The 11,309-nt window shown below is 61.9% G+C and carries 11 protein-coding genes; all 11 read left to right on the forward strand.

Annotation, left to right across the window (positions count from 1 at the left end; translation table 11 throughout):
• Positions 1-90 precede the first annotated feature (90 nt).
• Complete coding sequence (gene cbiE, locus QMX84_RS08925) at positions 91-1,302, forward strand: precorrin-6y C5,15-methyltransferase (decarboxylating) subunit CbiE (protein WP_262126347.1); 1,212 nt, start codon at positions 91-93, stop codon at positions 1,300-1,302.
• A complete protein-coding gene (locus QMX84_RS08930; RefSeq protein ID WP_282363625.1) occupies positions 1,295-2,392 on the forward strand; it encodes a cobalt-precorrin-5B (C(1))-methyltransferase in 1,098 nt (365 codons plus the stop codon). Before cbiE ends, QMX84_RS08930 begins: the two co-directional genes overlap by 8 nt.
• Positions 2,389-3,117 carry a cobalt-precorrin-6A reductase gene (locus QMX84_RS08935; protein ID WP_282363626.1) on the forward strand — a complete coding sequence of 243 codons (729 nt, stop codon included), beginning with the start codon at positions 2,389-2,391 and terminating at the stop codon, positions 3,115-3,117. The genes QMX84_RS08930 and QMX84_RS08935 overlap by 4 nt, the downstream gene beginning before the upstream one ends.
• 48 nt (positions 3,118-3,165) lie before the next feature.
• Positions 3,166-3,468: a type II toxin-antitoxin system RelE/ParE family toxin gene (locus QMX84_RS08940; protein WP_262126350.1), complete on the forward strand. Its 303-nt coding sequence runs from the start codon at positions 3,166-3,168 to the stop codon at positions 3,466-3,468.
• 3 nt (positions 3,469-3,471) lie between these two features.
• Positions 3,472-3,762 (forward strand): addiction module antidote protein, encoded by a 291-nt coding sequence (locus tag QMX84_RS08945; RefSeq protein WP_123751203.1) that lies wholly within the window; start codon positions 3,472-3,474, stop codon positions 3,760-3,762.
• Between the two features lie 110 nt (positions 3,763-3,872).
• Positions 3,873-4,271, forward strand: coding sequence for a DUF2946 domain-containing protein (locus tag QMX84_RS08950; RefSeq protein WP_048366527.1), 399 nt, complete (start codon positions 3,873-3,875; stop codon positions 4,269-4,271).
• Between the two features lie 47 nt (positions 4,272-4,318).
• Positions 4,319-4,813 carry a copper chaperone PCu(A)C gene (locus tag QMX84_RS08955; RefSeq protein WP_282363628.1) on the forward strand — a complete coding sequence of 165 codons (495 nt, stop codon included), beginning with the start codon at positions 4,319-4,321 and terminating at the stop codon, positions 4,811-4,813.
• A 48-nt stretch (positions 4,814-4,861) separates the two neighbouring features.
• Positions 4,862-5,242 carry a DUF2946 domain-containing protein gene (locus QMX84_RS08960; RefSeq protein WP_048366529.1) on the forward strand — a complete coding sequence of 127 codons (381 nt, stop codon included), beginning with the start codon at positions 4,862-4,864 and terminating at the stop codon, positions 5,240-5,242.
• 100 nt (positions 5,243-5,342) lie between these two features.
• Positions 5,343-7,433, forward strand: a complete 2,091-nt coding sequence (locus QMX84_RS08965; protein WP_282363629.1) for a TonB-dependent copper receptor — start codon at positions 5,343-5,345, stop codon at positions 7,431-7,433.
• Between the two features lie 110 nt (positions 7,434-7,543).
• Positions 7,544-8,920 carry a PepSY domain-containing protein gene (locus QMX84_RS08970; RefSeq protein ID WP_282363630.1) on the forward strand — a complete coding sequence of 459 codons (1,377 nt, stop codon included), beginning with the start codon at positions 7,544-7,546 and terminating at the stop codon, positions 8,918-8,920.
• Between the two features lie 165 nt (positions 8,921-9,085).
• Positions 9,086-11,212: a TonB-dependent receptor gene (locus QMX84_RS08975; RefSeq protein WP_282363631.1), complete on the forward strand. Its 2,127-nt coding sequence runs from the start codon at positions 9,086-9,088 to the stop codon at positions 11,210-11,212.
• Positions 11,213-11,309: the final 97 nt, after the last annotated feature.

Raw genomic sequence — 11,309 nt, forward strand, 5'->3', positions numbered from 1 at the left:
GGGCCAAGGCGCGCTATCATGCGGCCTGTATCCGCAGGCCTTTTGCCCTGATCCTGGATGAACGAACCGGTGTTTGAAATGAGGATTGGCATGTCGCCCTGGCTAACAGTTGTGGGAATCGGTGAAGACGGCTTCAGCGGTCTGGGCAAAAATGCGCGCCGGGCCTTGCTAAATGCTGCTCAAGTGTTTGGTGGCCAGCGCCAGCTCGACCTGCTGCCCGCGTGCATCCGCGCCGAGCGCCTGATGTGGCCGAGCCCGTTTTCGCTGGCGCCGGTGCTGGCATTGCGCGGCCAGCCAGTGTGCGTGCTGGCCAGTGGTGACCCGATGCTGTTCGGCGTAGGCGCCAGCCTGGCACGCGTGGTTGAAAACGCCGAGATGCACGTGCTGCCCTCGCCCTCCTCTTTCTCGTTGGCGGCTGCACGTTTGGGCTGGGCCTTGCAAGACGTGACCACGCTGTCAGTGGTTGCCCGTCCGGTGGCTGCGCTCAATGCTCACTTGCACAGCGGCGCACGCCTGCTGGTGCTGAGCAATGACGGCAGCAGCCCGGCCACCGTTGCGGCGCTATTGCGCGAACGCGGTTTTGGCCCAAGCCGCTTAAGTGTCCTGGAGCACCTGGGCGGCCCGGCCGAACGGCGCGTTGAAGCCAGCGCTGACGAATGGAATGACCCGCCCGTCGCGGCCCTGAACCTGATTGCCATTGAATGCATCGCCTCGGCCAACGCGCAGCCGTTGTCCCGCGTGGGCGGCTTGCCGGACAGCGCCTTCCAGCACGACGGCCAACTGACCAAGCGCGATGTACGCGCCATCACCCTCGCCCGCCTCGCGCCCTTGCCGGGGCAACTGTTGTGGGACGTGGGCGCAGGCAGCGGCTCGATTGGTATTGAATGGATGCGCACCTACCCGAGCTGCCGGGCCCTGGCCATCGAGGCAGACAGCGGCCGTCAGCAACTGATCGAACACAACCGTGACGCGCTGGGCGTGCCGGGCCTGCAGCTCATTCGAGGCAAGGCTCCGCAAGCACTGGAAGGCCTGGAGCGTCCGGACGCGATTTTTATCGGCGGCGGCGTCACCCGCGCGGGTGTGCTCGACACCTGCTGGCAACAGCTCAAGCCCGGCGGGCGACTGGTGGCCAATGCCGTCACCCTGCAAAGCGAAACATTGCTGATGAGCTGGCGCGAACGCCATGGCGGCGAGCTGACGCGGGTTCACGTCGCCCAGGCCCAACCGCTGGGCGACTTCGACACATGGCGCCAAGCGCTGCCCATTACCTTGTTAGAGATGACCAAACCCTTTGATGCGTGACGAAACCGCCGAACAACCCGCGCCCTTGCGCAGCGGCCTGACCACCGGCAGTTGCGCCACGGCCACCAGCCTGGCCGCCGCCCGGCTTTTGCTCAGCGGCGTCAGCCATGACGCCGTGGAAATCACCTTGCCCAAAGGCAAAGTGGTGACCATGCGTCTGGAGTTCTGCCGCATGCAGGCCGATGGCGCCGAAGCCGGGACCCTCAAGGACGCAGGCGACGACCCGGACGTGACCCACGGCGCGCTGCTGTACTCGCGCGTTCGCCTGCTGCCCGACGCTGGCATCGTGTTCGTCGCAGGCCAGGGCGTTGGCACGGTCACCCGCCCAGGCCTGGTGTTGCCCGTGGGCGAACCGGCGATCAACCCGGTGCCGCGCAAAATGATCACCGATCACCTGCAGCAACTGGCCGCCGAACACCACTATCACGGTGGCTTTGAAGTGACCGTCAACGTCCAGGACGGCGAATCGCTAGCCCTCAAGACCATGAACCCACGCTTGGGGATTCTCGGCGGCCTGTCGATTCTGGGCACCAGCGGCATCGTCCGGCCGTTTTCCTGTGCCGCGTACATCGCCTCGATCCATCAGGGCATCGACGTCGCCAAGACCAACGGCTACCTGCACATCGCCGCCTGCACCGGCAATGCCAGCGAAGACACCATGCGCCGCGTGTATAACCTGCCGGAGATTGCGCTGATCGAAATGGGCGATTTCGTAGGCGCGGTCCTCAAGCACCTGCGCAAAGTCCCTGTGGATAAGTTGAGCCTGTGCGGCGGTTTCGGAAAAATCAGCAAACTGGCCGCAGGCCATATGGATTTGCACAGCCGTCACTCCAGCATCGACTTGCCGCAACTGGCCGATTGGGCGGCTGCCGTTGGCGCTGCCCCCACGCTGCAAGAGGCCATCCGCCAGGCCAACACCAGTCAGCAAGCCCTGGCGATGTGCAGCGCGCAAGGCATCGCCCTGGGTGATGCGGTGTGCCAGCACGCCCTGGACTTCGCCCGTAGCGTTGTGCCGGCGTCGGTGCAGGTAGAAGTGTTTGCCATTGATCGCCAAGGCGCCGTTGTCGGCCATGCCGGAGGGTTTGCATGAAACGTATTTTATTGCTCGGCGGCGTGACCGAAGCACTGGCCATTGCCCGCACCCTGGGCCCGCAACACGTCTACAGCCTGGCCGGTGTCGGCCGCGTGCCCACCGATTTGCGCTGCGAAGTGCGGGTGGGCGGCTACGGCGGCGCGCAGGGTTTGGCCCACTACATGGGCGAACAGGGCATCGATCTGCTGCTGGACGCCACCCACCCCTACGCCGCGCAAATCAGCCAAAACGCTGCCCGCGCTGCCGCCATCAGCGGCATCCCGTGCTGGGCGCTGCGTCGCCCGGCGTGGGCGCCTCAAGCAGGCGATGACTGGCGTGAAGTGGCCGACTGGGCCGAATTGGTTCAGGCCCTCAAACCCTTCCAGCGCCCGCTATTCACACTGGGCCGCGAGCCGCTGGAACATCTGGACGAAATCCCCGAGCATCAGTTCTGGACCTTACGCGCCCTCGACGAATACCCCGGCAATGAGCGCTGTGACGTCATCGGCGCCCGCGGCCCCTTCCGGATCGAAGAAGAGCACACACTGTTTGAGCAACGCCGCATCGACGTCCTGATCAGCAAAAACAGCGGCAGCAGCGCCACCGAACCCAAGCTCGAAGTCGCCCGCGAACGCGGGGTGCCGGTGTTGATTCTCAAGCGGCCGGTGCTGCCTGAAGTTGATCGAGCTTTTTGGGCAGCTAATGAGGCTTTGGAGGCCCTAAAGAGAGAAAGATATTTGTGAATGTGTAATCGCTGGCAGTAATGTATCCTTCGAGATACGTTTCACAGCATGATTACTTTCGAAAAAACACATGAGTTCGCTCAGTGGTTAAGCTCACTGAAAGACAAAATTGGCCAAGCGCGCATCCTTGCACGTCTCAGGGCTGCCGAATTGGGGCACTTTTCAGACTGTGAACCCGTGGGTGATCGCATTTACGAAATGCGCATACATTGCGGGCCCGGCTATCGGGTCTACTACACTCGCAAAGGTAAAGTGATCTATCTGTTACTCATTGGTGGCGATAAAACGACACAAGCGCGAGACATTAAGCGCGCAAAACAAATAGTGCATACATTGGGTAGTGAGGACTAAACCATGACCGAACAACATACCCGCTTTGATACTGCTGACTACCTTAAAACCCCTGAAGAGATGGCAGCCTATCTGGATGCTTGTTTTGAAGAAGATCCCGGTGACGGTAGCTTGATACGCGCAGCGCTCAACGATATTGCCCGCGCCCAAGGCATGAGCCAGATTGCCCGCGACTCAGGGCTTGGACGAGAGAGCTTGTACAAAGCACTGGGCAGCACAGGTAACCCCGAGTTCACAACTATCATCAAAGTCATGAAAGCATTGGGGCTAAAACTCCACGCCACTGCTGCGTAATGCCAACACTGCTGATTAACGCGACATTTCGCCACACACACGGCCTTTTTACTTACGCAGGCCATTCAGGCTAAATAGCCGCCTTGATCGCTTCACTCATGGAATGTGTCATGTCCCGACAACGGTTTGCATTTGCCTGGATCGCCTGCTTCGCAGTGCTGTTCAACATGCTCGCCATGTCGATGGGCGGGGCCATGGCATCCACTGGCAGCGAGCCGGCCGAGCAGGTGATGTGGAGCAGTTTCTGCACCTCCACGGGCACCAAGATGGTGGCCGTGTCGCTGGGCAAGTTCGACACCGCCGACAGCCACAAAGACGATCACTCAAACATGCAGCACTGCTGGTGCTGCTCAGGCTCGGCACCGCTGGTGGCGCTGCCCGCGCATATCCCCACGCTGTATTTCGCCGCGATTGAACGTGGCCACAGCCAGGTTCCCGATCACCTCAAACGGCCTACCCCGCGCCAGCAATGGCCGAGTCTTAACCCCCGCGCCTCCCCTCTGGTCTGATTCGTCCTCGCAACCTTTTTGCGCCTGAATCATTTCGGAGAATGACCATGTTGAACCTGCCCCTGTTCAAGCACGCCGTTATTGCGGCGGCTTTGTTGTTGCCTGCCTGTTTTGCCAACGCCCACGAATACAAAAGCGGTGATCTGCAAATCACTCACCCGTGGTCGCAAGAGCTGCCACCCAACGCGCCCACCGTGGCTGCGTATTTTGTGATCCATAACACCGGCAGCACCGCCGACCGCCTGCTCAGCGCCGACACCCCGATTGCCGGGGGCGCCGAGCTGCACCAGCACGTGATGCAGAGCGACATGATGCGCATGCAACCGGTGACCGACGTCGTCGTTGCCCCCGGTGGCACGGTGACCTTCGGGCCGATGGCGTACCACGTGATGCTGGTCGACATTAAAGATCGCAGCCTGCTGCAAGACGGCAAACGCTTCCCGCTGACCCTGCACTTCGAGAAAGCCGGTGACATACCGGTTGAAGTCTCGGTGCAAAAACAGCCCCCTGAAGACAGCATGGAACACATGCACGCTCACTAACGCCCCCGGTTTTTGAGCCCCATGCGCGCCCCTCGCGCCAGGCACTCCATGTCGCAGATTCGCGGCAGTTGGCTGAGCCTGTTTGCCATGCTGATGATTTTTATCGGCCCGCTGATTTCCCAAGCGGTGCCGATGAATCATCACGGCTCCATGTCGATGCCAATGTCCATGGAGATGGGCATGGACATGTCGGCGCACGGCGAACACGCCGGGCATCATGCGCCGTCTGCCGAGCACCATGCACTGTGGGAAAAATGCGGTTACTGCACGCTGTTGTTCAGTTGCCCGGCCCTGCCGCACACCGCTGACATCACCCTGTTCGACTCGCTGCGCCCCAAAAGTTATCTGGCACAGCCCACACGGCTTGGGCATGCGCAACAACCGATCTTCCCCGGCGCCCGCGCGCGGGCGCCGCCGGCATTCGTTTAAGCACGTTCACAACATCCTCTACTTGGCCGACCTGCAGGCGCTGCTTTAGACAGCCGCAGGGCGTCGGCCGTGTTGTTTTCGCTTGAATACTGGAATGCCTATGTCCCGCTTTACTGCTGCCTCCCGTTTGCCTCACGCCCACACGGTGTTGCCCTTTGCCCTGAGCACACTGTGCTGCGCGTTGCTGGCACCCGCCGCCCTGGCCGCCGAGACACTTGACGAGCACGCCGCACACGCCAATGAGATCAGCCCGCTGGTGATTACCGCCATCGCCCCCAGCTCGCCGCTGACCATCGTCACCAACCCCAAAGACCCGCGCCAGCCAGTGCCTGCCAGCGATGGCGGGGATTATTTGAAGACCATCCCGGGCTTTGCCCTGATCCGTAATGGCGGCACCAACGGCGAGCCGATCTTGCGCGGCATGTTCGGTTCGCGACTCAACATCCTCACCAACGGCGGCCAGATGATCGGCGCCTGCCCCGGACGCATGGACACGCCAACCTCGTATATCGCCCCCGAAACCTACGACAAACTGACCGTCATCAAAGGCCCGCAAAGCGTGCAGTGGGGGCCGGGTTCGTCAGCAGGCACGGTGCTGTTTGAACGTGAACCCGAGCATTTCGGTGAGCTGGGTTCGCGCATCAACGCCAGCGTGCTGGCAGGCTCCAACGGCCGTTTCGACAAGACCCTCGATGCTGCCGTCGGGGGCACGCAGGGCTACCTGCGGGTCGTCGGCAACACCGCCCACTCCGACGACTACAAAGACGGTGACGGCCACACCGTGCCGTCGCGCTACGACAAGTGGAACGGCGACGTCGCCCTCGGCTGGACCCCGGACGCCGACACCCTGCTCGAACTCACCGCAGGCAAGGGCGATGGCGAAGCCCGCTCGGCCGGACGTGGCATGGACGGCAGCCAGTACAAGCGTGAAAGCCTCGGTCTGCGCTTTGAAAAGTCCAACATCGGCGACGTGCTCGACAAGCTCGAAGCACAGGTCTACTACAACTACGCCGACCACGTGATGGACAACTACACCCTGCGCACCCCGTCCGGCACCGGCATGATGGCCGGGCCCATGGGCGTTAACGTTGACCGGCGCACCCTCGGCGCACGCATCAAGGCCACCTGGCGCTGGGCCGATGTGCAATTGATCAGCGGCATCGACGCGCAAACCAACGAACACCGCACCCGCTCCGGCATGGGCATCGACACTTACAAAGAGCAGAACTGGACCAAGGACGCCGATTTCCACAACTACGGCGCCTTTGCCGAGTTGACCTGGTACGCCGCCGAGCGCGATCGCGTGATCACCGGCGCCCGTCTGGACCGCGCCTCGGCCAAGGATTTCCGGGCCCGGCTGGGCTCGGGGATGATGAGCAAGCCCAACCCGACCCAGGACAACACCCGCGCCGACACGCTGCCCAGCGGCTTCGTGCGTTATGAACATGACATGGCCAACAGCCCGACCACGGTGTATGCAGGTCTGGGCCATGTGCAGCGCTTCCCGGATTACTGGGAACTGTTTTCGCCCAACTCCGGCCCGGCCGGTTCGGTGAACGCCTTCGACGCCATCAAGCCTGAGAAAACCACCCAGCTCGACGTCGGCCTGCAATACAAAACCCAGGACCTCGAAGCCTGGGTGTCGGCCTATGCCGGGGTGATTCACGACTACATCCTGTTCGACTACACGCAAACCAGCTCCCAGGCGCAGAACATCAACGCCCGCATCATGGGCGGCGAATTGGGCGCCGCGTACCAACTGACCGAACACTGGAAAGCCGACGCGACCCTGGCCTACGCCTGGGGCAAAAACACCACGGACGGAAAAGCCCTGCCGCAAATGCCGCCGCTGGACACCCGCCTCGGCCTGACCTACAGCGAAGACGACTGGAGCGCTGGCGCCCTGTGGCGTGTGGTTGCACGCCAGGATCGCATCGACCGCAACGCGGGCAACGTGGTCGGCAAGGACTACGGCAAGAGCGCCGGCTTTGGCGTGTTCTCGTTGAACGGCGCGTACCGCATCAACAAAAACCTCAAGGTCAGCGCCGGGGTCGACAACCTGCTGGATAAAACCTACAGCGAGCACTTGAACATGGCGGGCAACGCCGGGTTTGGCTACCCGTCAAACGACCCGACCGCGATCAACGAACCAGGCCGCACGCTCTGGACCAAGGTTGATGTGAGCTTCTAAACCCGACACCACCTGTAGGAGCGAGCTCGTCTCGCGATCTTTTAAAGATCAAAAGATCGCGAGGCAAGCTCGCTCCTACACCTGATGAATTCTTTGCGGAGCCGCTCCTGATGAGCCAACCCACACCATCGTTTTACAATCTGGCCTGGCGCTGGCATTTCTATGCTGGGCTGTTTGTCGCGCCGTTCATGATTCTGCTGGCCCTGACCGGGATTATTTATCTGTTCAAACCCCAGCTCGACCCTTTGCTCTACGACCACCTGATCAACGTCAGCCCCGGCCATCACCGCCTCAGTGCCGACGACCAGCTCCAGCGCGTGCAGGCCACTTATCCACAGGGCCATATCAGCCAGTACCTGCCGCCGATCAACCCTGAGCGCAGCGCGCAATTTGTGCTCAGCAACGCCGGGCGCCAGCTCAATGTGTTTATCAACCCGTACAGCGGCGAAGTACTGGGCGAGCAAGATGCCAAGCTCAACCTGCAAGCCGTGGCCCGTGCCCTGCACGGTGAGTTGATGATCGGCACCCTCGGCGACCGGCTGGTGGAACTCGCCGCTGGCTGGGGCGTGGTGCTGGTGGTGTCCGGCCTGTACCTGTGGTGGCCGCGCGGACAATCTGCGGCGGGTATCTTGTGGCCGCGCTTGAGCCGTCGCGGCCGGGTCTTGTGGCGCGACCTGCATGCCGTTACCGGGTTCTGGGGCGCAGCCTTGCTGTTGTTCATGCTGATCAGCGGCATGACCTGGACCGGTTTTTGGGGCAAGCAATACGCCGACCTGTGGAACCAGTTCCCCGCCGCCATGTGGAACAACGTGCCCCAATCAGACGTTGAAGCCCGCAGCCTCAACAGCGCCGCCCGCCAGACCGTGCCCTGGGCCATGGAAAACACACCGATGCCGGTGTCCGGCGCGCACGCCGAGCACATGGCCCACGGCGCTCACACGTCTGGCCCGGCGGCGCCCGGCATCACCTTGCAACAGGTGGTCGACACCGCCAGCACGCGCAAGGTCGAACCCGGCTACAGCATCACCCTGCCCACCACGGCACAAGGCGTGTTTACCATTGCCGTGTTCGCTGACGACCCGCGCAACGACGCCACCCTGCATGTCGATCAGTACACCGGCGAGGTCCTGGCCGATGTGCGTTGGCAGCATTACAGCAACGTCGCCCGCGCCACGGAAATGGGCGTGATGCTGCACGAAGGCAAATTGTTCGGCTCGCTGAACCAGATCGCGATTCTGCTGATCTGCCTGATGATTCTGCTGAGTTCGACCAGCGGCCTGGTGATCTGGTGGAAACGCCGCCCCAAAGGCGGCCTCGGCGTGCCAACGCTGCGCCATGACCTGCCGACCTGGAAAACCGGGGTGGTGATCATCCTCGCCCTGGCCGTGGCATTCCCCTTGGTCGGTGCCTCGTTGATCAGCGTCTGGCTGCTCGACCGTTTGCTGTTGCTCGTGCGCTCAAAGCCTCAACATGAGCGTGCTTCATAGTGGGGATGAAACATCCGAGATGCGCGATCCGGAGATATGTGGATACTGGCACGCCAGTATCACGCGAGAAATTGTTGTTACTGTGTAACAAAACAATTTAAGCTCGATCACCCGCCGCCAGGAGGCAGCGGGCACACCTTTAGAAAAAAGCGACTCACTGCCCTAATGAACAAGTACCTGCTTTCCAGCCTTTGCCTGCTGGTGGTTAACAGCGCCCACGCGGATGACACCGCGCCGTCCCTGATGCTGCCTGCCGCCACCATCACCGCCCCGCAAATCGATGCCGAAAGCATCGACCTCAAGACCGCCACCACCGCCGGTTCGCGCCTGAACCTCAGCAGCCTCGAAACCCCGGCCAGCGTCGAAAGCCTGACCGGCGCGCAGATCCGCGCCCGTGGCGACAGCAGTGTGCAGGACGCCGTGACCCGCACCACCGGCATCAGCTTTACCGGCTCGCCGGGCAACGGCGGTTCGGCCTACTCGGCGCGCGGTTTTGTCGGCGAAGGCTCGGTCATGCAGTTGTACGACGGCACTCGCATGTACAGCGGCGCGGGCACCGTGACCTTCCCGGTGGACGACTGGTCGGTTGAGCGCATCGACGTGCTGCGCGGCCCGGCGTCGGTGTTGTACGGCGAAGGCGCGACCGGGGCGGTGATCAACGTGATCCCGAAAAAACCGTTCAGCGGCGAGATCGAAAACCACATCCGCGTCGGCTACGGCTCCTACGATCGCCAACAGCAGGCACTGGACAGCGGCGGCTCGCTGACCGACACCCTGAGCTACCGGTTGAACATCAACCATACCCAGAGCAATGGCTGGATCGACCACGGCGATTCTGAAAACACCTTTATCAGCGCGGCCCTGCGCTGGCAGGCCACGGATGATCTGGCGTTCACCCTGAGCCACGACTACGGCGACCAGGAGCCGCAAAACGACTTTGGCGTGCCGTTGATCAATGGCCGTTATCACAAGGGGCTGCGCGACAAGAACTACAACGTCAGTGACGCCAAGCTGCACTACAACGATCAGTGGACGCGCCTGAACAGCGAATGGCGGATCAACGACAACCTGACCGCCACCAACGAACTGTATTACCTCAAGGCCCAGCGTCGTTGGCAGAACGCCGAAAACCACGCCTGGGACGAGGCCAGCCAAACCCTGCTGCGCGGCGGCTATTTCAGCATCAAGCATGAGCAGGAGCAGGTCGGCGACCGCCAGACCTTCGCGCTCAGCCATGACCTGTTCGGCCTCAACAGCAAAACCCTGGTGGGCATGGACTACAACCGTATCCACTTCAACTTGCACAGCAACTCGCCGTATCACGACGTGGACGCAGACGGCCAGCCGATCGACCTGTACCACCCGGACCGCGGCCAATGGCAAAGTGCTTCGCCTTACCGCGACCAGTTCACCACCACCACCCAGCAGTTTTCGCTGTTTGCCGAAAACCGCACCGAGCTGACCGATCAGCTGTCGCTGGTGACCGGTGTGCGCCGCGACATGGTGCACCTGGACCGCGATGATTTCTCGGTGGACAACCTCACCACTCGCTCGGACCGCAGCCTGTCGGCCAATAGCTGGAAAGTCGGCCTGGTCTACGAACTGACCCCGGACACCTCGGTTTACGCGCAACAAGCCACCAGCGTCGATGGCGTCGGCGGTTTGATCAGCCTGAGCCAGAACCAGCAAAACTTTGGCCTGGCCCATGCGCGCCAGACCGAAGTCGGCTTCAAGCAACTGTTCTGGGACCAGCGCGGCGAGTGGACACTGGCGGCGTATCACATCGTCAAAAAGGATTTGCTGACCACTGACCCGGCCGACTTCACCCGCACGCTGCAAGTGGGCGAGCAGTCTTCCAAAGGCCTGGAAGCCAGCCTTGATCTGCAACTGCCACACCGCTGGCAACTCCAGGCCAACGCCGCCATCGTCCGTGCGCAATACGACAAGTTCGATCAAGACGGCGTGTCGCTCAAAGGCAACCGCCCCGCCGAAGTACCGCGCCGTACCGCCAACCTGTGGCTGAGCAAAGCCGTGACCGACGACGTGAACGCGGGCGCCGGCGTGCGCTATGTCGACGCGCGTTACGCAGACGTAGCCAACACTGCCGTGCTGCCAAGCTACACCGTGGTGGATGCCACCGTGAGCTGGAAAGCCCTGCCAAAAACCACCCTGGGGCTGCGCGTAAACAATTTGTTCAACCGCCAATACGCCTTAAGCCAATACAATGACGGCCAACAATGGATCATGGGTGAACCGCGTTCGGTCTTCGTGACGGCGGATTACACCTTCTAAGCACATCTAACCCCCTGTAGGAGCGAGCTTGCCTCGCGATCTTTTAAAGATCAAAAGATCGCGAGGCAAGCTCGCTCCTACCGGATTGACCGGTAAA

The sequence above is a fragment of the Pseudomonas sp. PS01297 genome (genome assembly GCF_029959305.1).
Classification (GTDB): Bacteria; Pseudomonadota; Gammaproteobacteria; order Pseudomonadales; family Pseudomonadaceae; genus Aquipseudomonas; species Aquipseudomonas helleri.

Bases quoted from the DNA above. Each gene is read 5' to 3' on its own strand.
- cbiE (WP_262126347.1), top strand. From the start codon at position 91: ATGTCGCCCTGGCTAACAGTTGTGGGAATCGGTGAAGACGGCTTCAGC.
- QMX84_RS08930 (WP_282363625.1), top strand. From the start codon at position 1,295: ATGCGTGACGAAACCGCCGAACAACCCGCGCCCTTGCGCAGCGGCCTG.
- QMX84_RS08935 (WP_282363626.1), top strand. From the start codon at position 2,389: ATGAAACGTATTTTATTGCTCGGCGGCGTGACCGAAGCACTGGCCATT.
- QMX84_RS08940 (WP_262126350.1), top strand. From the start codon at position 3,166: ATGATTACTTTCGAAAAAACACATGAGTTCGCTCAGTGGTTAAGCTCA.
- QMX84_RS08945 (WP_123751203.1), top strand. From the start codon at position 3,472: ATGACCGAACAACATACCCGCTTTGATACTGCTGACTACCTTAAAACC.
- QMX84_RS08950 (WP_048366527.1), top strand. From the start codon at position 3,873: ATGTCCCGACAACGGTTTGCATTTGCCTGGATCGCCTGCTTCGCAGTG.
- QMX84_RS08955 (WP_282363628.1), top strand. From the start codon at position 4,319: ATGTTGAACCTGCCCCTGTTCAAGCACGCCGTTATTGCGGCGGCTTTG.
- QMX84_RS08960 (WP_048366529.1), top strand. From the start codon at position 4,862: ATGTCGCAGATTCGCGGCAGTTGGCTGAGCCTGTTTGCCATGCTGATG.
- QMX84_RS08965 (WP_282363629.1), top strand. From the start codon at position 5,343: ATGTCCCGCTTTACTGCTGCCTCCCGTTTGCCTCACGCCCACACGGTG.
- QMX84_RS08970 (WP_282363630.1), top strand. From the start codon at position 7,544: ATGAGCCAACCCACACCATCGTTTTACAATCTGGCCTGGCGCTGGCAT.
- QMX84_RS08975 (WP_282363631.1), top strand. From the start codon at position 9,086: ATGAACAAGTACCTGCTTTCCAGCCTTTGCCTGCTGGTGGTTAACAGC.